The 24882-nt window shown below is 64.4% G+C and carries 32 protein-coding genes; 15 read left to right on the top strand and 17 right to left on the bottom strand.

Features of this window, described 5'->3' with window-relative positions:
• Window positions 1-8 precede the first annotated feature (8 nt).
• Window positions 9-899, bottom strand: coding sequence for a metallophosphoesterase family protein (locus EO136_RS15470; RefSeq protein ID WP_127145294.1), 891 nt, complete (start codon window positions 897-899; stop codon window positions 9-11).
• 89 nt (window positions 900-988) lie between these two features.
• Between EO136_RS15470 and EO136_RS15465 the strand changes: the two genes are divergently transcribed.
• Window positions 989-1450, top strand: coding sequence for an NUDIX domain-containing protein (locus EO136_RS15465; protein ID WP_246018406.1), 462 nt, complete (start codon window positions 989-991; stop codon window positions 1448-1450).
• Here the strand turns inward: EO136_RS15465 and EO136_RS15460 are convergent.
• Entirely contained in the window at window positions 1439-2404 is a 966-nt protein-coding gene (locus EO136_RS15460) for a glutathione S-transferase family protein (protein WP_127145293.1), read from the bottom strand. The two genes, EO136_RS15465 and EO136_RS15460, sit on opposite strands and share 12 nt — an antisense overlap.
• Window positions 2405-2688: 284 nt before the next feature.
• On the opposite strand from EO136_RS15460, the gene EO136_RS15455 reads away from it, so the two are divergent.
• The 3 genes from EO136_RS15455 (at window position 2689) to EO136_RS15445 (ending at window position 5155) form a co-directional block, all read left to right on the top strand.
• A complete protein-coding gene (locus EO136_RS15455; RefSeq protein WP_127145292.1) occupies window positions 2689-3231 on the top strand; it encodes a GNAT family N-acetyltransferase in 543 nt (180 codons plus the stop codon).
• 71 nt (window positions 3232-3302) lie between these two features.
• Window positions 3303-3941 carry an NUDIX hydrolase gene (locus EO136_RS15450; protein ID WP_127145291.1) on the top strand — a complete coding sequence of 213 codons (639 nt, stop codon included), beginning with the start codon at window positions 3303-3305 and terminating at the stop codon, window positions 3939-3941.
• Window positions 3938-5155: a CCA tRNA nucleotidyltransferase gene (locus EO136_RS15445; protein ID WP_127145290.1), complete on the top strand. Its 1218-nt coding sequence runs from the start codon at window positions 3938-3940 to the stop codon at window positions 5153-5155. Before EO136_RS15450 ends, EO136_RS15445 begins: the two co-directional genes overlap by 4 nt.
• A gap of 2 nt (window positions 5156-5157) precedes the next feature.
• Here EO136_RS15445 and EO136_RS15440 read toward each other — a convergent pair whose 3' ends face one another.
• The 3 genes from EO136_RS15440 to EO136_RS15430 all read right to left on the bottom strand — a co-directional run bounded on the left by EO136_RS15440 (window position 5158) and on the right by EO136_RS15430 (window position 6804).
• On the bottom strand, window positions 5158-5349 hold the full coding sequence (locus EO136_RS15440; RefSeq protein ID WP_127145289.1) for a DUF1059 domain-containing protein: 192 nt from the start codon (window positions 5347-5349) through the stop codon (window positions 5158-5160).
• 94 nt (window positions 5350-5443) lie between these two features.
• Entirely contained in the window at window positions 5444-6331 is an 888-nt protein-coding gene (gene hemF / locus EO136_RS15435) for an oxygen-dependent coproporphyrinogen oxidase (protein WP_127145288.1), read from the bottom strand.
• The gene (locus EO136_RS15430; protein ID WP_281280384.1) at window positions 6328-6804 is read right to left on the bottom strand and encodes a tRNA (cytidine(34)-2'-O)-methyltransferase; all 477 of its coding nucleotides are present in this window, start codon (window positions 6802-6804) and stop codon (window positions 6328-6330) included. The genes hemF and EO136_RS15430 overlap by 4 nt, the downstream gene beginning before the upstream one ends.
• 223 nt (window positions 6805-7027) lie before the next feature.
• Between EO136_RS15430 and petA the strand changes: the two genes are divergently transcribed.
• The 5 genes from petA to EO136_RS15405 all read left to right on the top strand — a co-directional run bounded on the left by petA (window position 7028) and on the right by EO136_RS15405 (window position 10634).
• On the top strand, window positions 7028-7552 hold the full coding sequence (gene petA / locus EO136_RS15425) for a ubiquinol-cytochrome c reductase iron-sulfur subunit (protein ID WP_127145286.1): 525 nt from the start codon (window positions 7028-7030) through the stop codon (window positions 7550-7552).
• 14 nt (window positions 7553-7566) lie between these two features.
• On the top strand, window positions 7567-8835 hold the full coding sequence (locus EO136_RS15420; protein WP_127145285.1) for a cytochrome b: 1269 nt from the start codon (window positions 7567-7569) through the stop codon (window positions 8833-8835).
• A gap of 20 nt (window positions 8836-8855) precedes the next feature.
• Window positions 8856-9680, top strand: a complete 825-nt coding sequence (locus EO136_RS15415; protein WP_127145284.1) for a cytochrome c1 — start codon at window positions 8856-8858, stop codon at window positions 9678-9680.
• A gap of 127 nt (window positions 9681-9807) precedes the next feature.
• Window positions 9808-10011, top strand: coding sequence for a hypothetical protein (locus EO136_RS15410; protein WP_127145283.1), 204 nt, complete (start codon window positions 9808-9810; stop codon window positions 10009-10011).
• A gap of 83 nt (window positions 10012-10094) precedes the next feature.
• Entirely contained in the window at window positions 10095-10634 is a 540-nt protein-coding gene (locus tag EO136_RS15405) for an adenine phosphoribosyltransferase (RefSeq protein WP_127145282.1), read from the top strand.
• A gap of 114 nt (window positions 10635-10748) precedes the next feature.
• Here the strand turns inward: EO136_RS15405 and EO136_RS15400 are convergent, their stop codons facing one another.
• The 4 genes from EO136_RS15400 to EO136_RS15385 form a co-directional block, all read right to left on the bottom strand.
• Window positions 10749-11132, bottom strand: coding sequence for a DUF423 domain-containing protein (locus EO136_RS15400; protein ID WP_127145281.1), 384 nt, complete (start codon window positions 11130-11132; stop codon window positions 10749-10751).
• Window positions 11111-11665 carry a MaoC/PaaZ C-terminal domain-containing protein gene (locus EO136_RS15395; protein WP_127145280.1) on the bottom strand — a complete coding sequence of 185 codons (555 nt, stop codon included), beginning with the start codon at window positions 11663-11665 and terminating at the stop codon, window positions 11111-11113. The genes EO136_RS15400 and EO136_RS15395 overlap by 22 nt, the downstream gene beginning before the upstream one ends.
• Window positions 11662-12159 (bottom strand): MaoC family dehydratase, encoded by a 498-nt coding sequence (locus EO136_RS15390; protein ID WP_127145279.1) that lies wholly within the window; start codon window positions 12157-12159, stop codon window positions 11662-11664. Before EO136_RS15390 ends, EO136_RS15395 begins: the two co-directional genes overlap by 4 nt.
• A 122-nt stretch (window positions 12160-12281) precedes the next feature.
• Window positions 12282-12935 carry a hypothetical protein gene (locus EO136_RS15385; RefSeq protein WP_127145278.1) on the bottom strand — a complete coding sequence of 218 codons (654 nt, stop codon included), beginning with the start codon at window positions 12933-12935 and terminating at the stop codon, window positions 12282-12284.
• Window positions 12936-13194: 259 nt separating this feature from the next.
• Between EO136_RS15385 and EO136_RS15380 the strand changes: the two genes are divergently transcribed.
• The gene (locus EO136_RS15380; RefSeq protein WP_127145277.1) at window positions 13195-14685 is read left to right on the top strand and encodes an MDR family MFS transporter; all 1491 of its coding nucleotides are present in this window, start codon (window positions 13195-13197) and stop codon (window positions 14683-14685) included.
• Between the two features lie 115 nt (window positions 14686-14800).
• Here the strand turns inward: EO136_RS15380 and ychF are convergent, their stop codons facing one another.
• The 6 genes from ychF to EO136_RS15350 form a co-directional block, all read right to left on the bottom strand.
• Window positions 14801-15898 (bottom strand): redox-regulated ATPase YchF, encoded by a 1098-nt coding sequence (gene ychF / locus EO136_RS15375; RefSeq protein ID WP_127145391.1) that lies wholly within the window; start codon window positions 15896-15898, stop codon window positions 14801-14803.
• A gap of 92 nt (window positions 15899-15990) precedes the next feature.
• Window positions 15991-16722 (bottom strand): aminoacyl-tRNA hydrolase, encoded by a 732-nt coding sequence (gene pth, locus EO136_RS15370; protein ID WP_127145390.1) that lies wholly within the window; start codon window positions 16720-16722, stop codon window positions 15991-15993.
• A 74-nt stretch (window positions 16723-16796) separates the two neighbouring features.
• Window positions 16797-17417, bottom strand: coding sequence for a 50S ribosomal protein L25/general stress protein Ctc (locus EO136_RS15365; protein ID WP_127145276.1), 621 nt, complete (start codon window positions 17415-17417; stop codon window positions 16797-16799).
• Window positions 17418-17568: 151 nt separating this feature from the next.
• Complete coding sequence (locus EO136_RS15360) at window positions 17569-17817, bottom strand: hypothetical protein (RefSeq protein ID WP_127145275.1); 249 nt, start codon at window positions 17815-17817, stop codon at window positions 17569-17571.
• A gap of 137 nt (window positions 17818-17954) precedes the next feature.
• Window positions 17955-18242 (bottom strand): hypothetical protein, encoded by a 288-nt coding sequence (locus EO136_RS15355; protein WP_127145274.1) that lies wholly within the window; start codon window positions 18240-18242, stop codon window positions 17955-17957.
• Window positions 18243-18394: 152 nt separating this feature from the next.
• Complete coding sequence (locus tag EO136_RS15350; RefSeq protein ID WP_127145273.1) at window positions 18395-19327, bottom strand: ribose-phosphate pyrophosphokinase; 933 nt, start codon at window positions 19325-19327, stop codon at window positions 18395-18397.
• Window positions 19328-19561: 234 nt separating this feature from the next.
• On the opposite strand from EO136_RS15350, the gene EO136_RS15345 reads away from it, so the two are divergent.
• Window positions 19562-20050, top strand: coding sequence for an SH3 domain-containing protein (locus EO136_RS15345; RefSeq protein WP_127145272.1), 489 nt, complete (start codon window positions 19562-19564; stop codon window positions 20048-20050).
• Between the two features lie 64 nt (window positions 20051-20114).
• On the opposite strand, the gene EO136_RS15340 is transcribed toward EO136_RS15345, so the two are convergent.
• The gene (locus EO136_RS15340; RefSeq protein ID WP_127145271.1) at window positions 20115-20558 is read right to left on the bottom strand and encodes a hypothetical protein; all 444 of its coding nucleotides are present in this window, start codon (window positions 20556-20558) and stop codon (window positions 20115-20117) included.
• 139 nt (window positions 20559-20697) lie between these two features.
• On the opposite strand from EO136_RS15340, the gene EO136_RS15335 reads away from it, so the two are divergent.
• Window positions 20698-21090 (top strand): DUF2177 family protein, encoded by a 393-nt coding sequence (locus tag EO136_RS15335; RefSeq protein WP_127145270.1) that lies wholly within the window; start codon window positions 20698-20700, stop codon window positions 21088-21090.
• 19 nt (window positions 21091-21109) lie between these two features.
• Here EO136_RS15335 and EO136_RS15330 read toward each other — a convergent pair whose 3' ends face one another.
• Window positions 21110-21751, bottom strand: coding sequence for a hypothetical protein (locus EO136_RS15330; RefSeq protein WP_127145269.1), 642 nt, complete (start codon window positions 21749-21751; stop codon window positions 21110-21112).
• A 178-nt stretch (window positions 21752-21929) separates the two neighbouring features.
• Here EO136_RS15330 and EO136_RS15325 point away from each other — a divergent pair, with 178 nt between their 5' ends.
• The 3 genes from EO136_RS15325 (at window position 21930) to uvrC (ending at window position 24876) form a co-directional block, all read left to right on the top strand.
• On the top strand, window positions 21930-22145 hold the full coding sequence (locus EO136_RS15325) for a hypothetical protein (RefSeq protein WP_127145268.1): 216 nt from the start codon (window positions 21930-21932) through the stop codon (window positions 22143-22145).
• Window positions 22146-22243: 98 nt separating this feature from the next.
• Window positions 22244-23002 carry an SDR family oxidoreductase gene (locus tag EO136_RS15320; protein ID WP_127145267.1) on the top strand — a complete coding sequence of 253 codons (759 nt, stop codon included), beginning with the start codon at window positions 22244-22246 and terminating at the stop codon, window positions 23000-23002.
• Window positions 22963-24876 carry an excinuclease ABC subunit UvrC gene (gene uvrC / locus EO136_RS15315; protein WP_127145266.1) on the top strand — a complete coding sequence of 638 codons (1914 nt, stop codon included), beginning with the start codon at window positions 22963-22965 and terminating at the stop codon, window positions 24874-24876. Before EO136_RS15320 ends, uvrC begins: the two co-directional genes overlap by 40 nt.
• The last annotated feature ends 6 nt before the right edge of the window (window positions 24877-24882 follow it).

The raw sequence follows: 24882 nt of genomic DNA, 5'->3' as shown, positions 1-24882 counted from the left end.
TGTCGCGTTCAATATATGCGCATCTGCAGGCGCATGGTGATGTCGTCGCCGATCCGCTGATAGCCGTATTCGCGCATCAGGCAGTTCCAGGCGGTGCCGACCTTCTCGATATCGAAAAGATTGTAGCGCGCCGGGGCATCGTGTCCATCGGGAGCCGCCGAGGCCGAAGCGACGCCCACCACGGGAATATCGCCGGTCGGGCCGGGCACGGAACTGACCGAAGAGATGTGGGTGTGGCCGTGCAAAATCAACTCCGCGCCGGTGCCGGCGAGCACATCGCGCAGCTCGGGCGCGTCCCAGAGGCCCTTGGAGCGGGAGCGGGCGAATTCGTCCTGGGGCGGATGATGGATGAGGACCACGCGAAACAGGCCTTCGGCGCCCAGAACCTTGAGCAATCGGGCCGCCCGTGCGATCTGGGCCTTGCCCAGGCGTCCCGCGGCGATGAACGGGCCGGTGGCGATGGCGCTCGAAAGCCCGATCACCGCCACGTCCCCGTGGCGGCGCACGAAGGGAAAGGGGTGGGCGCCCAGCGTTGTTCCCGACATGTAGTCGCCATAGAGCGTGCGGGCCGCCTCGAGCGCGCCGGGCACGTAGGCGTCGTGATTGCCCGGGACGAGGCACACCGTTTCGGGGCCGCCGAGCTGGGTGAGCCAGTTGGCGGCGCGCTCGGCCTCGGCGTCGAGCCCGAGATTGACCATGTCGCCGGTGACCGCCACGAGATCGGCCTGTTGATTGCGCATATGGGCAACGAGGTCGGTCAGCGTGTCGCGGCGCATATGCCGGTTGCGCTGGAGCTTCCAGTTGATGAAGCCGGTGATGCGCTTTGACATGAGCGCGCGCAGACTTACGCTGGGCAAAGGCGCGAGATGAATGTCGGAAATGTGTGCAAGAGTAATCATGAAGGGGCAGTAATGGCACGGAGGCTGCGGCAAGAAAATGGCTTATGCGCGGTTGCTCACGCCAATCGCCCGCGGCCGATGAGCGCCCCATGAGAAGGATGCGCCGCATCGGGCTGGTTCTTATGCTACGGGCCAAGGGGCTTGCCAACCAGATGACGCTCGGGGCGCGTTGCGTGGTCCTGGACGAAGGTCAGGTGCTGCTGGTGCGCCACAGCTATGCGCCGGGGTGGCAGTTTCCCGGTGGTGGTGTCGATCCCGGAGAGACGGCGGAGGCGGCGGCGCGCCGGGAGTTGATCGAGGAGACGGGGGTCAGCGTGCCCGGGCCCGTGCGGCTAATCGGAATCTACCACAACATCACGCTCACCAACCGCGATCACGTGGCGCTATACCTCGCCCATGGCGCCATCCGCGATCCCGCCTTCCGGTGTGCGGGCGAGATCGCGGAGATCGGCTGGTTCGATCCGGACCGATTGCCCGACGCCGTCAATGGCAGCGTCAGGCGCAGGCTGGCCGAGATTGCGGGCAAGAGCGCGATCGCCTCAGTCTGGTGAAAGGAACTCGAGCACCGGACCCTCGGGAATGATCCTTGTGGGATTGATGGTGGTGTGGCTCCAGTAATAATGGGTCTTGATGTGATCGATCCGAACCGTTTCGGCCACGCCGGGCCAGGTGTAGAGCGTTTTGAGATAGGCCTGGATGGCGGGATAGTCGGCGATCCGGCGGATATTGCACTTGAAGTGCCCGACATAGACCGCGTCGAAACGCATGAGCGTCGTGACCAGGCGCCAGTCGGCTTCGGTCGGCTCGTCGCCCACCAGGAACCGGTTTTCGGCGAGGATCGATTCCACCCAGTCGAGCGCGTCAAACAGCGCGGTGACGGCCTCGGAATAGGCCTCCTGGGTGGTGGCGAAACCGGATTTGTAGACCCCATTGTTGATGTCGTCATAGATCCGGGCGTTGATCTCGTCGATCCGGTCGCGCTTGTCTTCTGGGTAGAAGTCGGCCGTGTTCCCAGTCACTTCATCGAAGGCCGAGTTGAACATGCGGATGATTTCCGCGCTTTCGTTGGAGACGATCTTGCCGGTCTTCTTGTCCCAGAGAACCGGCACGGTCACGCGGCCGGTGAAATCGGGCACCGCGGCGGTGTAGACCTGGTGCAGATAGTCGGCGTTGTTGATCGGATCGGTATCCGAGCCCATCTCGCCGGTGAACTGCCAGCCTGTTTCGTCGGGCATGCGGGGGGAGACCGCCGAGACCGTGATGTGCTCATCGAGACCCTTGAGCTGGCGGAAGATCAGGGTGCGGTGCGCCCAGGGGCAGGCGTAGGAGACATAAAGGTGATAGCGGCCGCTCTCTGCGGCAAAGCCGCCTTCTCCGGTCGGGCCGGCGCTGCCATCGGGCGTCACCCAGTTGCGGAACGTGGCATTGGAGCGCTCGAAGCGGCCTCCGGTCGACTTGGTGTCATACCATTTGCTGGACCATTTTCCGTCGATCAGCTGTCCCATGGGGAGCGTCCTTCCTCGTTGTTGATATCGGTGAGTCCCATCTAGGACGGGGCGGGCGCGGGTATTAGTCCGGTTGTGATGAACGGCGTGTTCGGACGCCGCGTTCCGGGACAGCGCATTTCGATGGACTGGAGGGGGCCCCGATGCTAATTGCTTTGGAGTGATAAAAGGCCGGAATCGAGCGATGTCCAGAACAGTGCGGCAGATTCGACGATCCTGAGCGCCCGCCCGCTGCAAACGGGCGCAGGCCAAGCCAGATCCCTTTTGCACGGACATTTCCAGCCATGACATCCTCTCTCTCCCATGCGGGAGCTTACGCCACCCTCCCCGAGACCCTGGCCATCCGGCTCGAGACACAGTTCGACGACGCCTGGATCGAAGGATTGCACGAAATCGCCTTCGGGCCGGGACGTTTCGCGCGCGCCGCCTACCGGGTGCGCGAGCGGCTCGCGGTCGATCCCAGCCTGTGCTTTGTCGCAGAATTGAGCGGGCAACGCGCCGCATCGGTGCGCATGACGCCGGTGAGCGTGGGCACACGCAACGGCTATCTGCTCGGCCCGCTGATGACCGTGCCCGAATTCCGCAAGCAGGGGGCCGGGCGGGCGCTGGTGCGCCATGTGAGCGATCTGGCATTGGCACGCGAGGGCGTGGAGTTCGTCATGCTGGTGGGCGATCTCAATTATTATGGCCCGCTCGGGTTCAAGCCGACGACGCCCCATGCAATCACCATGCCCGGGCCGGTTGATCCCGCCCGCGTGCTCGTCCATTCTCACGATGGAGATCTGGCACTCTCGCTCAAGGGGCGCATCGGCCGGTTCCGGTCCTGACGGGGCACGGGCGCCAGAGCAGGCGCGCGCCCGGGCTGCAGCGGCGCGAAGGCGATGGTAGGGACGTGAGCATGACAGTGGACTGCGCTCAGGACCATATCGCCATGCTGGGGCAGCATCTGCTCAGCCATCCCGAGCCGATGCCGACCGCCGAAGATCTCTACGCCAATGCCGAATTCGAGCTGGAGCCCGACGGGCCGCCGATCCCGGCAGCGGTATTGATCGCGCTCATCGAGCGCGAGGCGGGCTATTCGGTGCTCTACACCGCCCGTTCGAGCGCCTTGCGCCGGCACTCGGGCCAGGTGGCTTTCCCCGGCGGGAGGATCGATCCGGAAGATCCCGACGCGGCTCATGCGGCGCTGCGCGAGGCCAACGAGGAAGTCGCCCTGCGCACTGGGGACGCGAGGGTGCTCGGCTACATGCCCTATTATTTCACGGGCACGAACTATTTCATCACCCCGGTCGTGGCGATCGTCGAGCCCAGCGCGCCGTTCGTGCCCAATCCCGACGAGGTGGTGGACGTTTTCGAGGTGTCGCTGGCGCGGCTGTCGGACCGCGCCAACTGGGGGCAGTTCGAGGCAACGCACGGCGCCAAGCGCTGGCGAAGCTGGCATATCGACCATAACCGGCACCGGATCTGGGGCATCACGGCGGATCTGACCCTGCGCTTTTGCGATCTGCTGAGGCGCTCGGCGGAGCCCCGGCGGTGAGCCGGGTTGCGCTCGACCGGCTGACGGGCGCCCCATGGCTGGCCGCGGCTGCCCCGTTTTTCCATGTGCTCGACGGGGCCGAAGGGCGCACACGGGCCGTGGGCGGGATCGTGCGCGACACGCTGCTGGGCCTTGATCGCGTAACGACCGATATCGATCTCGCGACCGAGCTGGTGCCCGAGGAGGTGATGGCGCGGGCGCAGGCGGCTGGCATCTCGGCCTATCCGACAGGGCTCGCGCACGGCACGGTGACGCTCGTCGCCGGCGGCCAGACGGCGGAAGTGACCACGCTGCGCGAAGATGTGGAAACGTTCGGGCGCAAGGCGCGCGTGGTGTTCGGCACCGACTGGCTGCGTGACGCGAGCCGGCGGGATTTCACGATGAATGCGCTTTATGCGGCCCCCGGCGGGGTGCTGTTCGATCCGCTCGAGGGGCTGGGCGATTGCGTGGCGGGAAGGGTTCGGTTCATCGGCGATCCCGACCGGCGGATCGCCGAGGACGGGCTGCGCATCTACCGCTATTTCCGCTTTTCGGCGACCCATGGCGCCCAGCGGCTGGACCCCGAGGCCATCGAGGCGTGCAGGCGGGCCGTTGGGCAGCTCGAGGGTGTGTCGGCCGAGCGGATCGGGGCTGAGATGATCAAGATGTTTGCCGCGCCCCGCATCGGGACGGCGCTTTCGGCGATGGTCGAAACCGGCGTGGTGTCCGGTGGGTTGCTGTCGGGAGAGGGGATGGCTGCCCTGTCCCGTTACGAGGCTCAGAATGGAGACGTCGCGCCTGCGGCGCGGCTCGCCATCCTGATCGCGACGGGGACGGGAGCGGATGTGCTCAAGTCAGCCTGGCGGTTGTCGAACGCCGTGGTCAACGAGGCACGAGCCCTATGCGAGGCTGCGGGGGATCTGATGATTGGCAATGCGGCCGAGGTCGCCTACCGGATGGGGGCTGCCAGGACCTCGGTGGCGCGCGTGGCTGCTGCGCTGCGGGGGGGAGATGAGGCGTGGCTGGACGAGAGGCTCGCGCGGCTCGCGGCGCTCGATCCCCCTTCCTTTCCGGTGGCTGGCGGCGATCTCGTGGCGATCGGGTACCGCCCCGGGCCCGAGCTCGGCGCGGAGATCAGGCGCCTGGAGGCGCTCTGGATCGCGTCGGAGTATGCCCATGACAAGGCGGCGCTGCTATCGATGACCGCGCCGCCCCCAGATTCGGGAAAGTCCTGATATCAGTGCCGGGTGTCGCCCGGCACCTCGACGATGCGCGCCTTGATCCGCTCGACCATATCGGGCCGGATTTCGGTTTCGCCGTGCTCGGTCCGCAGCTTTTCCACGGCCTTGCGAACCACTTCTGCTTCGGTCTCTGCCGTTGCGTGCCAGCTTGCGCCGGGGATCAACGAGCCGCCATCAAAGCGTTTCATGCTGTTCCTCCGTTCTCCGGTTACGGTCCTTCAACCGTAGGGGAGAAAACGGGCGGAATGCGGGCGAGGTTCCAGTGCGAAACGCTGTTTTGGCTCAGGGCCAGCGGACCTCGGGGGGCATGGACGAGAGAATGGAATTGACGTTGCCGCCCGTCTTGAGCCCGAACATGGTGCCCCGGTCGTAGAGCAGGTTGAATTCGACGTATCGGCCGCGCCTGACCAGTTGTTCGTGCCGCTCGGCCTCGGTCCATGGGGTTTGGAAATTGCGCCGCACCAGTTCGGGATAGATTTCCACGAACCGGGTCCCCACGTCGCGGGTAAAGGCGAAATCGGCTTCCCAGTCGCCCGAATTGTGGCGGTCATAGAAGATCCCGCCGATCCCGCGGGGCTCGTTGCGGTGGGGCAGGAAGAAATACTCGTCGCACCAGATCTTGTAGCGATCGTAATCGGCGACCTCGTGGGCGGTGCAGGCCCTGCGCATGGCGGCGTGGAAATCGCGCGAATCGGGGTCGTCCTGGGTGCGCCGCCTGTCGAGCACCGGGGTGAGATCGCCACCGCCGCCGAACCACCAATTGCTGGTCACGACCATGCGGGTGTTCATGTGCACCGCCGGAACGTGGGGGTTCCAGGGGTGCCCGATGACCGAAATTCCGGACGCCCAGAAGGCCGCATTTTCCTCGGCGCCGGGAATCTGGCGGGCGAATTCCTGGGAGAATTCGCCATGGACCGTGGAGATGTGGACGCCCATCTTCTCGAAGACGCGTCCATAAAGCATCGACATCTCGCCCCCGCCACCTTCGGCGCCGGTATGGTCGGTCCGGCTCCAGGGCTCGCGCACGAACCGGCCGGGCGCGCGATCGGCGTGGGGGCCGGTGACCTCGTCCTCGAGCGCCTCGATCGCCGAGCACAGATCATCCCGAACCTGTCTGAACCAGGCACTGGCACGGGCCTTCTTGTCTTCGATGTCGTCCGGGAGCGTCATGAAAGTCCCTCAAATCCTTCGGTCTGGCGCAGCGCCTCCCCTAGCACGATGGCGGCGGCCATGGCGACGTTGAGCGAGCGGACCTCTTGCCGCATGGGAATGCGCAGCCTGAGTGCGGCCTCCTGCGCCACGTCATCGGGTACCCCGGCGCTCTCGCGGCCCACCATGATGACGTCCTGGGGTGTGTACCGGGCCGCATAGGCACTGGTCGCGCCATGGGTGGTGAGCAGAATCAGTCGGCGCCCATGGGCCTTCATCCACGTCCTGAAGGCCCCGAATCCGGAATGCTCGACCAGGTCCACATGCTCGAGATAGTCCATGCCGGACCGCCTGAGCGCCGCGCGCGAAAAGGGAAAGCCGGTAGGGTGGATGACGTGGACAGGTACGCCCAGACAGGCGCCCATGCGCAGGATGGCGCCCGTGTTGAGCGCAATGTCGGGCTGATAGAGGGCAATTGCGGGTGCCTGTGCCAAATCCATGGCTCCACTGATACCGGATTTGGGTGGGTATAGTGTCGCAGATGTGGCAAGTCACTGCCCTGATCTCTGGACAAGAGCCCGAGACAGTGCAAAAAGAACCCGAAAATCCGGGCCGTCTGCCGTCGGCACGGCCGGTCGTGCACCCGGCGCAATCCGGGCGGTACAGCAGACCGGCAATATTTGTCAGATTGTATATGCCTTACGGGGATCAAGAGCTTTGGCGACAGTGAGCGAGAATAAAGCGACACGGCGCGATTTCCTATACATCGCGGCGGGTGCGGTCGGGGTAGTCGGTGTAGCCGGTGCTGCGTGGCCCCTTATCCATCAGTTGAATCCGGATGCGTCGGTTCTCGCCCTCGCCTCCATCCAGTTCGACCTTGCCCCGATCCCCGAAGGATCGTCGGTCACTATCATGTGGCGCGGCATGCCGGTGTTCGTGCGGCACCGGACGGCAGCGGAAATCGAAGCGGCCCGGGCGGTTGACGTCTCCACGCTGCGCGATCCCGAAGCTGACGAGGATCGTGTCCAGGAAGGGCACGAGCAGTGGCTGATCATGCTCGCCAACTGCACTCATCTGGGCTGTGTGCCGGTGGGCGAATCGGGCGAGTTCGATGGGTGGTTCTGCCCCTGTCACGGGTCTCAGTTCGATACGGCAGGCCGGATCCGTCGCGGTCCCGCGCCGACCAATCTGGTCGTTCCGCCGTATGAATTTCTGACCGATACCACAATACAGATCGGCTAAGGGGCCCCGAGCTAATGGCTAATCACGCAGGCAATTATACGCCCGGAAACGGCTTGGAGCGCTGGCTGGACGAGCGTCTCCCCATTGTCAGGTTCTCCAAAGAGCACCTGATGGACTTCCCTACGCCGCGGAACCTCAACTACTGGTGGACCTTCGGCGGAATTCTGGCGTTCATGCTGGTGGTGCAGATCGCGACCGGCGTCATCCTCGTCATGCACTACACGCCGCATGTCGACATGGCCTTCGCCTCGGTCGAACATATCCGCCGCGACGTCAATTACGGACGCATCATCCAGGGCACGCACGCGGTCGGCGCGTCGATGTTCTTTGTGGCCCTTTACGTCCACATGTTCCGCGGCCTCTATTACGGATCCTACAAGGCCCCGCGCGAGATCATCTGGATGCTGGGCGTGATCCTGTTCATCCTCGTGATGGCGACGGCGTTCATGGGCTATGTTTTGCCCTGGGGCCAGATGAGCCTGTGGGGCGCAACGGTGATCACCGGGTTGTTCTCGGCCATCCCGATCCTCGGCGAGCCGATCCAGACCCTGCTTCTGGGCGGGTTCTCGGTGGCCAACCCGACGCTCAACCGCTTCTTCTCGCTGCACTACCTGCTGCCGTTCATCATCGCGGCGGTGGTCGTCTTGCACATCTGGGCACTGCATGTTCCGGGGAACAACAACCCTGCGGGCGTGGAGGTCAAGGACAGCCGGGATACGCTGCCATTCCATCCCTATTACACGATGAAGGACCTGTTCGCGATCATCGTGTTCCTGATCCCGTTCGCCTGGTTCGTGTTCTTTGCGCCCGATATCCTGGGCCACGCCGACAACTACATCCCCGGCGATCCGCTGATCACCCCGGCACACATCGTGCCCGAATGGTACCTGCTGCCCTTCTACGCGATGCTGCGCGCCATCGACTTCGACGTGCTGTTCATCGAAGCCCGGCTCGGGGGCGTGCTGATCATGTTCGGCTCGCTGGCCATCCTGTTCGTGCTGCCCTGGCTGGACCGCTCGCGGGTGCGCTCGGGCACGTTCCGTCCGCTGTTCAAGCCCTTCTACTGGCTGTTCGTGGTCAACTTCGTGGCGCTGGCCTATCTGGGCGCACAGCCCGCAGAGGGCATCTACACCGTGCTCTCCAAGATCACCACGGCGTACTATTTCGGCTACTTCCTGATCATCCTGCCGCTTCTCTCGCGGATCGAAACGCCCAAGCCTCTGCCGCCGAGCATCGCGGAGAGCGTTCTGGGTGAAAACAAGGCCAAGGCCGCGGCGGCGTGAGCGGACGAGGGAACATCACAATGACCAAGAAAAAGACACTCCTCGGCGCGGTGATCGCCGCAGTCGCCCTCGCCTTCGCCCCGATGCCGGCTCATTCGGCCGGGGACGGCACCCATGCCTACCAGCAGGACTGGTCGTTCTCAGGCGTCTTTGGAACCTACGACCGGAACCAGCTGCGCCGTGGGTTTCAGGTGTTCCGCGAGGCCTGCTCGAGCTGCCATGGGCTGGACTTCATTTCGTTCCGCAACCTCTCGGAGCCCGGTGGGCCGGAATATTCCGAGGACGCGGTGCGGGCCCTGGCGGCGGAATTCACCATTGCCGACGAAACAGCACAAGGTGGAGAGCGCGAGCGCATCCCGGCCGATCGCTGGCCCGAGCCTTTCGAATCCGAGCAGATCGCACGCGATGCGAATGGCGGGCAATTGCCGCCCGATCTTTCGCTGATGGCGAAGGCCCGCGGCATCCACCAGGACTTCCCCTATTGGGCGTTCAACTACTTCACCGCCTACCAGGAAGGCGGGGCCGACTACATCTACAACCTGCTGACTCGCTATTCCGAGCCCCCTGAAGGCGAGGAGGTTCCCGCTGGCCTCTATTACAACGACTTCTACGGCACGATCGCCATGCCGCCTCCGCTTTCGGACGGACTGATTGCCTATGAGGGCGAGGGCACGCCGCAGACGGTTTCCCAATATTCTGCCGACGTCGCTGCCTTCCTGCAGTGGACAGCAGACCCGCACATGGTCTCGCGCAAGCAGATGGGCTTCCGCGTCATGATCTTCCTCGTGCTGTTTGCGGGGCTCCTGTACCTGGTCAAACGCAAGATCTGGCGCGACGCCCATTAGGCGCAGGCGATGCCAGTTGATCATGAAGGGCCCTCCAAGGAGGGCCCTTTTTTCGTGAAGCACTTGCGATCATCCATCAGATCGCCCAAATTCATGTCATGATGGGTGCCTTGCAGGAGCCAAGATCATGTCTGCCATTCGGGTTGCCAGAACCGTGATGCTCATCGGGCTCGCCGCGAGCCGCAACCCCGTGGTGCGTCAGGCGTTCCGCAACGCACCCAGGGCCATACCCGAAGAGCACCGCCGCGCCGCGGCTGCGGTCGGTTTGCGGGCTGCGCGCAAGGCAGGCGAGATCACCGCCCGGATCATCCCGCCCAATCGCTATTTCTGAGTGCGCCTCTGGCCGATCCGGCGCTTTGCCCTGCCGGTGAATCATGATTGGATCGCCGCGGATTTTTCCCTGCCAGCATGCGGATGCCCATGACCATCGACCTCAAGAGCCTTGTGCGCTCCATCCCCGATTATCCCAAGCCGGGGATCATTTTTCGCGACATCACCTCGCTGATCGAGGATTCAGAGGGTTTTCGCCACAGCGTCCAGCGTCTGGCCGATGCGCACCGTGACCTGGGGATCACCAAAGTGGCAGGTATCGAGGCGCGGGGGTTCATCTTCGGGGCCGGCGTAGCCATCTCGCTTGGCGTGGGGTTCGTCCCTGTGCGCAAGGCCGGCAAGCTGCCGGGCGAGACCATCGGGCAGAACTACGCGCTCGAGTATGGCGTCGATACCATCGAGATCCATGCCGATGCGGTGGGGCCCGCAGATTGCGTGTTGCTGATCGACGATCTGATCGCCACGGGCGGGACAGCGGTCGCGGCGGTCAACCTGCTGCGGCGCACGGGTGCGAAGGTCCCGCACGCCGGATTCGTGATCGACCTGCCCGATATTGGCGGTATGGCAAAGCTGAAGGCGCTGGACGTTGCGGCAAGCGCGCTGATCGCGTTCGAGGGGCACTAAGCATATCCTGTTCTGATTAAATCAGAACAGGATATGCTCTAAGTCTTTGATTTGTCGCGTTTCCGAAACGGAAAAGTGTTTCCCCTTTTTCTGGAAACGCTCTAGCCTGGGCCGCTATGAGCGATTGCGCGTCCTGAGCGCTGTGAGCCCGCCCAGGGCCACCAAAGCCCAGCCAGCGATCAGCATGCCGCCGCCGAGAGGGGCGGCCATGGGAAAAAGGGGCGTGGCAAGGACATGGCGCGTCCCCAAGTCCGCGCAGAACACGATTGCGCCGAGCGCAAGCGCGAAGCCGGCGCCGCGGAGAAGGCGCGAGCCGCCCAACAGGCCCAGGGCGATCAGGGCAGGGGCGTGGGTGAGGGCGATCTGTGACAGAGGCGCAAGGAGCGCCCCTCCGGCGTGGTTCGCCGCGGCCGCTGCGCCGACTCCCGCCGCCCCCAGGAGGCCGGCTGCCACGAGCAGAAGGGGAGCGGGCTTGATCAGCTCTTTTTCCTGAGCCATTTCATTCCCGGTAGGTTGGAGAGGGCGAGTGCGAGCCGCATGCCCAAGGGCATGACATAGTCGCGCCGCTTGGAAAATCCAACCAGATCGGCGGTATAGACCTGCACACCCGATTGATTGTGGGCGTCGATGCGGTTGAAGAGCAGGCCCCAGCCCGGCAGCGAATGGGAGTGGCGTTTGCCGGTGACGGTCAGGGTATAGCGGATCGTATCGCCGGGATAGACCGGCGCGGTGAACCGCATGGAACTGACCCCGGGCGAAGGGCCCGAGACTCCGGGTTCGTCGCCGAGTTGCCGAATGGCATCGGCCTCCGCGTCCAGCCGGTCCACCATCTTGCGGTGCCCGATACTGATGGTGTGCCACCCTGAGGCGACAAGGCCCCCGAAGATCGAATGGCGGGCCGCTTCGGGGTCGAGATGGAAATACTGCGGATCGTAACGCGTGGCGAAGGCTACGATTTCCGAGGCAGTGAAGGTGTGGGCGCCCAGATCGATGGCTTCGTCCAGCGGGATGTCCTCGAACCACCGGGTCATTGCGCTGCATCCCCGATTTCCCGGGTCTCTGATTTCCGGGCCTCGACGAGGTTGGAGAGGTCGAGCACCATTGCCGTTTCGCCGCGCTGGTTCCTGACTTCCAGATGCATGGTCAGAACGCCGCAGTCGGGATTGGAGCGGGAACGGCGCAGGCCGGTTATCGTCGCGGTGCCCGAGAGCGTGTCGTTCTTCATGACGGGCCGCTTCCATTTGAGGTCGTCAAAGCCGAGCCCTCCCATCGTCGCGACATCGCCGAGAAACGCATCCACGAGCATGCGCAGCGCGAGGGCGCCGGTTTGCCAGCCGCTGGCCGAAAGTCCTCCGAGAAGGCTTTGCCTGGCGGCTTTCTCGTCGAGATGGAAGGGGAACGGGTCGAACTCGCGCGCAAAGCCGATGATGTCCTCGCGCGTGATGGTTTTGGGACCCAGCGGGAAGGTCTCCCCAATCACGAGATCCTCGAAGTGTCGACGGCCCCGTGTTATCGGATTGGTCATTTAGTTGTCCCTTACGTCAAACGACTTCTAGCACCGGGCAACGAGAGGAACAAGACCAGCCGGGCTCGGCCGCATCGGCTACCGGGGGCAGTATTGGCACCGGGGAGGCGGGCAAACGCTGCTCAAGCGGCAGCATCGCGGATGGCGTCGATATCCTTGGCGAGCGAGGCGCGGACCAGGGCAGTCATCACTCTGGCGATGTCATCGGGGCCGACATGGCGGGCGACGGCGGAGGCCGATTCCCCGAGGTCCAAGGCCCGGGCCGCTTCGAGGCTCTTGGCGTCGGCGAAGGGCTGGAGTTCGGTCCAGACGGTCTGGATCTCGCGAAAACAGATATCGACCCCGACATCGCCGAGGCCCTTGAAGGCCTTGAGGCGCCTGCGCATGGCGGCGGGATCGCACCCAGCGGCGCTGCGCAGCTTGCGCAGATCCCCGTCATAATCGGCCAAGAGCATGTCTGCGGTCTCGCCCATCATGGACGCGGTGCTTTCGTCGAAGCGGGCGTAGCCGTTCTCATTGAGGATTTCGACGCGCTTCTTCCAGCCGGCGTCGGCCATCTTGCGGGGCGTGGTCAGCCCGCGATCAAAGAGCGATCTCGCGGCACGGGACGCCTGATCGGCGCTGATCCGCGCGCTGAAGAGGATGCAGGCGCTCAGCCACTGGAAGAGGGGTGCGGGGGTGTCGGCGGCGAGATCGATTCCGATCTCTTCGCTATAGGTCGTGCCGTGCCTGTCGAGCAGCGCGGCGACGATGTCCTTTATGGTGGGCCTTGTCATCGGAGGCTCCCATGGTCGGTGTCTCGATGCGCAACGGGCTGGCAGCAGGCGTGTTCCGGGCCGGAGAGAATAGTTCATCGGAAGGTGTCGGCGAGCGATCGCGTCGTTCGTCCTTGTGTTGTCGCATAGCGGGGATAAGCCTTGGGGGCGGGCGCAAGGTCGGCAGGTTGACTCTCTGGCTTTGCGGATATATCAGCTTCGCCCCGCCTGCGGCTGGACGCGGGACGCACTTCTTTCCTCTCAGCCAACGGATCACATCATGACACCCACAGACCACGCCAGAATCTCGGCGCCCGATGCCCTGCGGCTCGATCCCGAAATTCAGAAGCGAAACACGATCGTCATCGCGACGCTCCTGGTGTCGACATTCGTGATGATCCTGAACGAGACGATCATGAGCGTGGCGCTGCCGCGCCTGATGGTGTCGCTGGACGTATCGGCGAGCGCCGCGCAATGGCTGACGACCGCGTTCCTGCTCACCATGGCCATCGTTATCCCCATCACCGGGTTCCTGATCCAGCGCTTCAACACCCGCCCGATCTTCCTGGCGGCCATGCTCCTGTTTTCGACCGGCACCCTGATCTGCGCGCTTTCGCCGGGCCTCGGCACGCTGGTCGTGGGCCGGGTCATACAGGCCGGCGGCACGGCGATCATGTTGCCGCTCCTGATGACGACGGTGATGAACCTTGTGCCGCCGGCAACGCGCGGGCGCACTATGGGCAATATCTCGATCGTGATCTCGGTGGCCCCGGCCATCGGGCCGACGATCTCGGGCTTCATCCTCAACATCCTCGACTGGCGCTGGATGTTCTGGCTGGTGCTGCCCATCGCGCTGATCGCGCTGGCGATCGGCTGGCAGAAGATGCGCAATGTCTCGACGCCGCGTCACGCGCCCCTCGACATCCTCTCGGTGGTGCTTTCGGCCATCGGCTTCGGGGGGCTGGTCTATGGCCTGAGCTCGCTCGGCGAGGGCCACGGGCAGCAGGGCATTCCCCTTTGGTTGCCGGTCGTGGTGGGTCTTGTGGGTCTCGTGATCTTCATCTTCCGGCAGCTCCAGCTCCAGAAGGACGACCGGGCGCTGCTCGACCTGCGCACCTTCACGTTCCCGGCCTATAGCGTTGCCCTGTTCATGATGGTGATCAACATGATGGCGCTCTTTGGTGTGATTATCCTGTTTCCCATCTACACCCAGAGCGTGATCGGCATCGATGCGCTGCAGACCGGGCTGCTGCTGCTGCCGGGCGGGTTGCTGATGGGCCTGATGGCGCCCTTCGTGGGGCGGCTGTTCGATCGCATCGGGCCCACCCCGCTGGTGGTGCCGGGCGCGGTGCTGGTCAGCATCGTGCTCTGGTCGATGACGACCCTGACCGCGACGACGCCGACAGCATGGGTTCTTTCCGGCCATATCGCGCTCAGCATCGGGCTGGCACTGCTCTTTACGCCGCTGTTTACCGTGGCGCTGGGCGCGGTTCCCGCGCGGCTCTACTCGCATGGCAGCGCCATGCTGGGCACCGTGCAGCAGGTGGCCGGTGCTGCCGGCATCGCGCTCTTTGTGTCGCTGATGACGCTGCGCAGCCAGACCGAGATGGCGGCAGGCGCCGACGAGCCGACCGCGCTGGCCGCAGGTATCCGCGCAGCGTTCTTTGTGGCGGCCCTGCTCTCGATACTGGCCGTGGTGGCGGCCTTCTTCGTGCGCCGCGTCGATGCGGAAGACGTGCCCGGTGAGGACGCGGTGCCGGCCGCCCATTAGAGCGCCCGGGCTCAAGCGCCACGCAAAGAAAAGACCCGGCCTCCTGAGCGGAAGGCCGGGTCTTTGCATATGGATATGAAGGGCGCGTCCGTCTCGGGAGCGCTACACGGTCGGGTCAGGTGTTGAACCGGAACAGCATCACGTCGCCGTCCTTGACGACGTATTCCTTGCCTTCATCGCGGGCCTTGCCGGCCTCCTTGGCCGGCACTTCGCCGCCCAGCGTGACGAAATCCTCATAGCCGATGGTCTGGGCGCGAATGAAGCCGCGCTCAAAATCGGTGTGGATGACGCCGGCGGCCTGGGGGGCCTTGGTGCCCACGGGGATGGTCCAGGCGCGGGCCTCCTTGGGGCCGACCGTGAAATAAGTCTGCAGGCTCAAGAGCCCGTAGCCTTCCCGGATCAGCCGATTGAGCCCCGGCTCCTCGAGGCCGAGCGAGGAGAGATAGTCTGCGCGGTCGGCGGGGTCGAGGCTGGCCAGTTCCGCCTCGATCTCGGCCGAGATCACCACCATTCGGGCGTCCTGGCTCTTTGCGTATTGGGCCACCTGCTCGGTCAGCGCGTTGCCGTTGGCCGCAGACGTCTCATCGACATTACAGACGTAGAGAACCGGCTTGGCCGTCAGAAGCTGCAGTTCGCGGAACGCTTTTTCCTCATCGGAGGAGCGCTCGGTGTGGCGGGCCGGGCGTCCTTCTTCGAGCACGGCCCTCGCGCGCCCCACCAGATCGAGGGTCAGCTTTGCGTCCTTGTCCTGACTGCGGATTTTCTTTTCGAGGCCGGGGACGCGCTTTTCGAGGCTTTCCAGGTCGGCGAGCATCAATTCGGTCTCGACGACTTCCGCGTCGGCGAGCGGGTCGACCTTGCCCGCGACATGGATGATGTCGTCGTTCTCAAAGCAGCGCAGCACATAGGCGATGGCGTCGCATTCCCGGATATTGGCGAGGAACTGGTTGCCGAGCCCCTCACCCTTGGAGGCGCCTTTGACGAGGCCCGCGATGTCCACGAACGAGAGCCGGGCGGGGATCTTGCTGGCCGACTTGCCGATCTCGGCGAGCCTGTCGAGCCGCGCATCGGGCACCGACACCTCGCCCACATTGGGCTCGATCGTGCAGAACGGAAAATTCGCGGCCTGAGCGGCGGCGGTCTGCGTCAGGGCATTGAAAAGTGTGGACTTGCCGACATTGGGCAGTCCGACGATGCCGCATTTGAATCCCATCAATCAACCTCGTGGATATGGCCGCAACCGGAAAAGTGGCTCCACCGTTCCTGGAAGCGCTTTAGGTCCGGCATGACACCGGCCAAGTCAAGTCACCGCTTGTCGCCAAGAAGCTTTCTGAGCATCGCCGCCATGGGCCCGGTCTGGGGCACCGGAGTTTGCGGAGTGCTCTGGCGGGCCTGCCGGATATGGCTCTTGCCCTTGTTCTCGCTTTTGGGCGCAGGCGCCGGGTCCGGATTGTCCCTCGCGCGGGCAGGAGCGGGGGACGATCCGGCGAGCTTGTTCATGAGCCCGGCGGCATCGCCGGCCACCAGCAGACCGGCATTGTCAGCCAGCGCGTCGAGCAGCGGCTCGAGCCATTCGGCATCGGCCTTGTGGAAGTCGGACAGCACGTGGCCGTGCACGCGGTCCTTGTGGCCCGGATGGCCGATGCCCAGCCGGACGCGAACGAATTCCTTGCCAATGTGGCTCTCGATGGATTTGAGACCGTTGTGCCCGCCATTGCCGCCGCCTGTCTTGATGCGGACCTTGCCGGGAGCGAGATCCAGCTCGTCGTGGATCACGGATATGTCGGCGGGCGAGAGCTTATAGAAATTGGCGATCTGGCCGACACAATCGCCCGACCGGTTCATGAAGGTCTGGGGCTTGGCCAGAAGGACCTTCCCGGTCCCGACCATGCCTTCGGAAATCTGGGCGGAGAACTTGTTTCTGAAGGGCGCGAACCCGTGCCGGCGGGCGATCTCATCGACGGCGAGAAAGCCGATATTGTGCCGATGGCCGGCGTATTGTGCGCCAGGATTGCCGAGACCCACGATCAGGTGCATCGCATCTCTCCGGGGCGTCATGCGGGGTGGCTCCGGGCCGGCGCGTCGGGGCGCCGGCCCGGAGGTCGAAGCGTTTAGTCTTCGGCCTCGTCTTCATCCTCGTCTGCGTCAGCCTCGTTATCGGAGGAGCGCAGCGCGGACGGCGCGGCGATGGTGGCGATGGTGAAGTCGCGGTCGGTGATGGTCGGAACCACGCCCTTGGGAAGGTCGACTGCTGAGATGTGCAGCGAGTCGCCCACTTCGGCGTCGCTCAGATCGACCTCGAGGTGATCGGGGATCGAGTCGGCAGGCACGGTGACTTCAACGGCGTGACGCACGATGTTGAGAACGCCGCCCCTCTTGAGCCCGGGGGACTTGTCCTCGTTGGTAAAGTGCACCGGCACTTCGACGGTGAGGGTGGAGTTCTTGCCCACACGCAGGAAGTCCACATGCACGAGAAAGTCGCGCACGGGTTCGAGCTGGTAGTCCTTGGGGATCACGCGGTGCTTCTCGCCGTCTACTTCGACGGTGATCACGTGCGAGAGGAAACCGCCATCATGGATGCGCCGGAACGTATCCTTGTAGGAGATGGCGATGGAGAGGGGCGACTTCTTGTCACCGTAGATAACGGCAGGAACCAGACCTTGACGGCGCAGTTCACGAGCGGCCCCCTTGCCCACCCGGTCCCGCACCGAAGCCTTAAGCTCGACGCTCATGGAAAAATCCATTCTTGGGTTGGTGCGTTTCGCCTAACGCGCAAACGCGCGCCCATCCTCCAGGGGTGATGGGCGCTTCATGGCCGGGGTCTATACTAGAGCGAAGGGGCAGGGGCAAGCGGATTGTCGGGGCCTTGAGGCGCGCAGACGGTCAGTCGTCGTCCTCGCGAACCACGATGACCTGAGGGCCGCGGTCACGCAGAGCGGCCATGCGCTCGCGCTGGGCGGTCTGGCGCTCGACATCGAGGGTCAAAAGGCAGTTGGCGAACGCGTCGGTGCCCTGCTGGAACCCATAGCCCGTGCATGCCTGCGCATCGATCGCGCGGCGCTCGGCGGCTGTCGTCGTGCAGCCGGCAAGGGCAAGCAGAGTCAGGCCGGCTAAAACTGGTTTGAACATCATCGCTCGTCCTTCCTAAGGTTGGCGTCGTGCGTTCATTACCGATAGCGCACGGGTCTGGCCTGCCGAAGTGGATAAATTGCGGCGCCGTTGGAGCGCTTGCTGGAAAAGCGGAAACACTTTCCCGGATTGCAAACCCTCTAGAGCTGTGCCGGCGCGTCCGCCGCCTGCGATTCCGCCAAGGGCTCGGGATGGCGTGTGAGAAGGCCGCGGACTTCCATTTCGAACCGCGCGGCATTGAGCAGCTTCTGGGCGCGGGGCGTCAACGGCCCCTCGGGATTGTGATGAACCCGGAACAGCCGGCTTTCGGTGAAGCGCCGGTGCATGTAGGTCAGGCGCTTGTTATCCCATTTGGGAATTTCGGCGAGCAGTTCCACGAGTTCGCGATCGGCGCGCGGATTGCCTGGTCTCGATATCTGCCCTGTCATTTCCCCACATACCCTGATCGGTGCCGAAGTGACCGCAAAGCGGATGTCGCTGCGATCCTCGTTTCGGAAACCGGAGCCACCCTGCCCATTGGGTCCGCTCCCCACCTGAGTTCAAATTTCGCAGACTTGCCCTGGAGCGTCAACTGCGCCGGTCAGTCAAAGAGGGTGGAAACCGACTGTTCGGAGGCGGTGCGGGCGATGGCTTCGCCGAGCAGATGGGCGATCGAGATATGGCGGATCTTGTCGACCTTGCGCACCGCTTCGGTCTTTTCGATGGAATTGGTGGTGACCAGTTCCTTGAGCCGCGAGGTGGCGATCTTTTCTGGGGCACCGCCCGAGAGAACGCCGTGGGTGATATAGGCCGAGACTTCGGACGCGCCGGCATTGAGCAGCGCTTCAGCCGCATTGACCAGCGTGCCGCCCGAATCGACGATGTCGTCGATCAGGATGCAGGACTGGCCTTCGACGTCGCCGATGATGTTCATCACCTCCGAGACGCCGGCGCGGGGGCGGCGCTTGTCGACGATCGCGAGCTGGGCGCCGATCCGGTTGGCGACGTTGCGCGCGCGCAGGACGCCCCCGACGTCAGGGGAGACGATCATGACCTTGGAGGTGTCGTAATTGGCCATGATGTCGCGCGTGAGCACCGGGGCGGCGTAGAGATTGTCGGTCGGTATATCGAAAAAGCCCTGAATCTGCGGTGCGTGCAAATCCAGGGTCAAAAGGCGGTTGGCGCCGGCCTGAGTGATGAGGTTGGCCACGAGCTTGGCCGAGATGGGCGTGCGCGGCGCCGATTTGCGATCCTGGCGCGCATAACCGTAGTAGGGCAGCACCGCCGTGATCCTGCGGGCCGAAGACCGGCGCAGCGCGTCGATCAGAATCAGCAGTTCCATGAGGTGGTCATTGGCCGGGTATGAGGTTGACTGGAGGACGAAAACGTCCTCGCCACGGACATTTTCGTGAATCTCCACGAACACTTCCTCGTCGGCAAACCGCTTAACCGAGCAATCCGTCAGGGGGATTTCGAGGTAATCCGATACGGCCCTGGCCACGGTGAGGTTCGAGTTGCCCGTCACCAGCTTCATTGTCAGCCCCTGTGCCCGTCTTGCCCGTGCGCGCGGCTGTATCCGCGCGTCTGTTTTTCGGGGCACGTTTACTCCCCACGATCCCGGGGTGCAACACAACTTTTGACCGAGGCCGAACGCAGCTAACGTAACGCTAAACGATCCATTCAGCGCCCGTTCAGGCTCGGTGGGCTTTATTGGGGCCCAGAGGAGGCGAAGGTCTCGCCTTTGCAAAGCATCAAGTGGAGAATCGAAATGGCTCTCGGCAGGAATGTCATAAAGGGTGGTGTTGCCGCCCTGATGGTGATGGTGATGACCGCCGGCGCGTTCGCCTGGACCGCAAGCGCGACCACCTCGGTCAACGTCCGCAACGGTCCGGGCACCCAGTTCCGGGTGGTGGACGTGTTGCAGCGCAACCAACTCGCGGAAGTCGATTATTGCAGGGGAAGCTGGTGCTTTCTCTCGCCGCGCGGATCGCGCGTGACCGGCTGGGTATCCTCGAACTATTTGCGCGAAGTGGGACACGTGCGCCAGCCTCAGTACCGGCCTGCGCCGCCGCGGTATCGGCCCGCACCGCCGCCGCCCCCGCGCTACCACCGCCCGGATCGTCCGCGCCATGACTACGACTACCGCCCCCCGCGCCATGACCGCGATCGCGGTCGCTGGGACGACCACCGCAACCCACGTGACGACAGCCAGGTCTGCTTTGACGGGCCGAACGGATATTTCTGCTTCGGCAACTGATCGACCCAACGCCATGATGAAGGCCCGCCCGTGCGCGGGCCTTTTTCGTGTGCGGGTACCGATCTCAGTCGATGCGCAGGCGCTCGATGTCGATGCCGCGGGCTTCCATCCGGGAGCGGAAGCTGCGCTGGAGGACGACGTTGATCCCATAGAGCGCCGCGGCGGCGATCACGAGAGTTATGACGAAATCGCGTGTGCCTTCGCCCTCGATGGCAAAGCCGAGGGCCACGAAGAAGGCGAGGATGCCGCCAATGGTCGAGATATAGAACCGGCGGTCGCTTTCGGCCTGCACCTGGCGTGCCGCGGCCAGAAGGGTCTGCTGGCGCTCCTGGTGCGTCAAGGCGCCCAGCGCCTCGGGCATGCCTTCATGGGCAAGCCCGGCCTCATAGGCCTCGACCCGAGCCTGGAGCTGCTTGTCCCGGCGCGCCGCATTCCATCTGTGCAACATGAGGTTGCCCAGAACGGCGATTGCCCCCAGGACAATCGCGCCGTAAAGCAGAAAGATCATTCTCGTCGCTCCATTCCGTGCCGTGCCGGTGCACAATGGAGTGCGGGCCCAAGCGATTCAAGCGTCTCATCTGATCGCGTCCGGGGCGTCGTGCGTATCGGGACATGACAACACCAACACCGCCGGAGGCCCGCCCGTCATGGATTACGTCATCGCCTATATCGCGTGTGCGATCATATTCTTTCCCATCGACTATGTCTGGCTCAGCCAGATGGGTGGGCGGTTCTACAAGCCGCAACTGGGCGATCTGATGCTCGACAAGCCGCGGCTCGGGATCGCGGGGCTCTTCTACCTGGCCTATCTGGGAGGCGTTGTGCTGTTTGCGGTGGTTCCGGCGGACTCGGTGGCTAACGCCTTCATTCTGGGCGGCGTGCTGGGCTTTATCGCCTATGGCACCTACGATCTCACAAATCTCTCGACGGTGAAGGGCTTTACCGCAGCCGTGGCGTTCGTCGACATGGCCTGGGGCGCGACGCTGACCGCAGTGGCCGCCGCCGGCGGCCACTGGGCATTGTCGGTGCTTGCGGGCTGACGGGCCGGCTCCGATGCCCTCAGAGCGTGGCGAGCGCCTCAAGGTCGATCGCTCCGGCATAGGCGATCTTGTCGTCTTCGTCGGCCGATCCGTCGACCGTGACCACGAAGCGGTTGGCGACGATCATGATGACCTGGCCTTCGCTCGAGACGATGGCGTCGACGCTGCCGATCTTCTGGGTGCGGCCCAGCGCGGCGGCCATCATGGGATTGGCGAGCATGGGCGCGTACATCATCAGGAGCGGGGAATCGCCCATCACCGATATATCGACCGAGCCCGCATCGCCGCTGTAGCTGCGCGAGGCGGTCATGCCGCCGCCGAGCATGGCCATGGCAGCGGCCTCGTTGCCCGAGGTCTCGGCTTCCTCGGCCGTCCAGCCGGGCAGGGCCTCGGGCAGAACCTCGGCGAGCGCAGCCGCCGCCAGTTGCGCCAGAGCAACCGAGGCCTGGTCGATGGCGTATTTCGTGGCCTTGATATCGCCGGCCTCGTAGGCAGCGCGGGCCTCGTCGAGGAAGTCCCCGATCTCGTCGGCAAGAACGGGCGTGAATGCGGGCAGCGTGAGCAACAGCCCCATGGCAATGGTACGAAGTGTTTTCATCGGAATGGCGTCCCCGGTCGGTGCAATGGGATCGATGCTCTCATAATCGCGGTGATCCGTCATGCGGGATGTGCAGGTGCCCGGCATTTGTCTCAAGTGCCCCTCTTGATGAAATCAAGAGGGGGTCTCAAGCCTTTGATGTGTCGCGCCACCGAACCGGAAAAGTGTATCCCTCCCGGATCGGGGTATGGGCCGGGCACTTTCCTGGAAACGCTCTGAACTGTGATCGGGAGGACAGGCGATGACGCTGCAGGGATGGGCGATCGGATTTCTCCAGCTCGGGGCTCTGCTCCTCGTGATCTCGCTGGTGCCGGCCTTGCTGCTCATGGTGCTGGCGCCCGAAGCCGCGGCTTTGCTCGGCACGTTCCTCGTGCTTGCGGTGGCGCCACTCGGGGCGCTGTCTCTGATCTGCGGGGCTATCCTGTGGGTCCTTGCCGCCATCCGTCGCAGGCGATGAGGGTGATTGCATCGGGCAGGGGAGCATCCTATCTGGATGGAGGAAGTATACCCGCGCGGTATTTCTGGTTCGCGACGGTCAGCTGAAGGACATTGGACATGAAGGGCACGGCACTCGTCACCGGTGCAGCCGACCGGATCGGCGCGGCGATCGCCACGCGGCTCGCGGCCGAAGACCATGCCGTGGTCATTCACTATCGCGGCTCGGGACAGAAGGCCGAAGCCCTGGCCGACGCGATCCGGGCCGATGGCGGGCAGGCCGATATCGTCAAGGCCGATCTCGCGCGGCGCGAGGAGCGCATGGGGCTGATTTCCGCCGCCGGCGAGTTGTTCGGGCCGCTGACGGTGCTGGTCAACAACGCCTCGGTGTTCGAGCCCGACAGCGCCGGGACGCTGCATGAGGACCTCTGGGACCTGCATATGGCACTGCACGCCGAGGCGCCGGTGTTCCTGGCGCGCGATTTTGCCGCGCAGCTTCCCGAGGACAGCCGGGGCAACGTGATCAACATCATCGACGAGCGCGTCCTGCATCTCTCGCCGGACCACTTTTCCTATACGCTCTCGAAATCCCTGCTCTGGACCGCGACCCGCACGCTCGCCCAGTCGCTGGCGCCGCGGGTTCGGGTCAACGCGATCGGCCCGGGGCCGACGCTGCGCAATGCGCGCCAGACCGAGGAGGAGTTCGAGGCCTCCGTCGCCAGCCTGCCGCTCGCCCGCGGGGCCTCGCCCGAGGAGATCGCCGAGGCGGTGACCGCGATCATCGGTTTGGGATCGATGACCGGCCAGATGTTGGCGCTCGACGGCGGTGAGCATCTGCAATGGCTCGACAAGAACAACCCCACGCCGCGCGGACGATGACAGACTTCACCGAAACCACCGGCCCGGACATCATCAAGCGCTTCGTCAAGACCCTGCCCTCAGGCCCCGGCGTCTATCGCATGATCGATGACAAGGCGCAGGTGATCTATGTGGGCAAGGCCCGGAACCTGAAGGCGCGGGTCACCAACTACACGCGCTACGAGGGCAATCCGGTGCGCATCTGCCGGATGATCGCGGCGACGCGGGCGATGGAATTCGTGCGCACCGAGACCGAGAGCGCGGCGCTCTTGCTTGAGGCCAATCTCATCAAGCGCCTGCGGCCGCGCTACAATGTGCTGCTGCGCGACGACAAGACGTTCCCCTATATCCTGCTCGCCACCGAGCACGAGGCGCCCGAGCTGACCAAGCATCGCGGGTCGCGGCGCCGCAAGGGCCATTATTTCGGGCCCTTTGCCTCGGCCTCGGCGGTCAACCGGACGGTCACCGCGCTCCAGAAGGCTTTCCTGTTGCGCAATTGCTCGGACAGTTTTTACGCCTCGCGCTCGCGGCCCTGCCTCCAGCACCAGATCAAGCGGTGCGCGGCGCCGTGCACGGGCGAGATTTCCATTCCCGACTATCAGCAGCTCGGCGAAGAGGCGCGGGCCTTCTTGTCGGGGCGCACCAAGGCGGTGCAGGAAAAGCTGCAGGGCGAGATGAACGCGGCGGCCGAGGCGCTGGACTTCGAGCGGGCAGCGATGCTGCGGGACCGGATCGGCGCGCTTTCGCACATTCAGGGCGGCAGCGGCAGCAATGCGCAAAGCGTGGCGGAAGCCGACATCTTCGCGATCCATCAGGACGCGGGCAATTTCTGCGTGCAGGTGTTCTTCTATCGCGCCCACCAGAACTGGGGCAATTACGCCTATTACCCGCGTGCCGACGAGCTTTTGACCCCGGCCGAAGTGCTCGAGGCGTTCATCGCCCAGTTCTACGAAAGCCGCACGCCACCACGGCTGGTGCTGGTCTCGGAGCCCCTGGCCGAGCCCGAGGTGCTCAAGGACGCCCTCGCCTCGCGTGCAAGCCATGCCGTGAAGGTGGAGATGCCCCAGCGCGGCGAGAAGCGCACGCTCGTCGAGATGGCGGTGACCAATGCACGCGAAGCGCTGGGCCGGCATCTCGCGGATTCGGCGAGCCAGCGCAAGCTGCTCGACGCCATGGCCGGCACCTTCGGGCTCACCGAGGTGCCGCGGCGGATCGAGGTCTATGACAACTCCCATATCCAGGGCACCAATGCAGTGGGCGGGATGGTCGTCGCCGGGGTCGAGGGGCTATCGAAAAAGCACTACCGCACGTTCAACATCAAATCGACCGAGCTCACGCCGGGGGACGATTTCGGCATGATGCGCGAGGTGCTGACCCGCAGGTTCAGCCGCCTTGCCAATGAGAGCGATCCGGACGAGGAGAGCGACGGCGAGATGCCGGACTGGCCCGATGTTGTGCTGATCGACGGCGGTGCGGGCCAGACCAATGCGGTTAAGGCCGTGCTGGCTGAGATGAACCTGCCGCGCGAGGTGACGGTCATCGGCATCGCCAAGGGCGAGGAACGCAATGCCGGGCGCGAGACTTTCTTTATGGAAGGCCGCGAGCCCTTCATGCTGCCGGCGCGCGATCCGGTGCTCTATTATGTGCAGCGGCTGCGGGACGAGGCACACAGGTTCGCCATCGGCACTCACAGGGCGCGGCGTAAAAAGGAGATGGTGAAGAACCCTCTCGACGAGATCGAAGGCATCGGGCCGACGCGAAAGCGCGCCCTGTTGCAGCATTTCGGGTCCGCCAAGGCGGTGGCCCGAGCGGCGCTGGCGGATTTGGCGGCCATACCGGGGATTTCCACCACCATGGCGCAGCAGATATACGATCACTTCAATCGAACAACCTAGGGCAGG

Source organism: Pelagibacterium montanilacus, from assembly GCF_003992665.1.
Lineage (GTDB): Bacteria > Pseudomonadota > Alphaproteobacteria > Rhizobiales > Devosiaceae > Pelagibacterium > Pelagibacterium montanilacus.
Note: the sequence above shows the minus strand (reverse complement) of the source record. Positions and strands in the feature narration are given on the sequence as shown.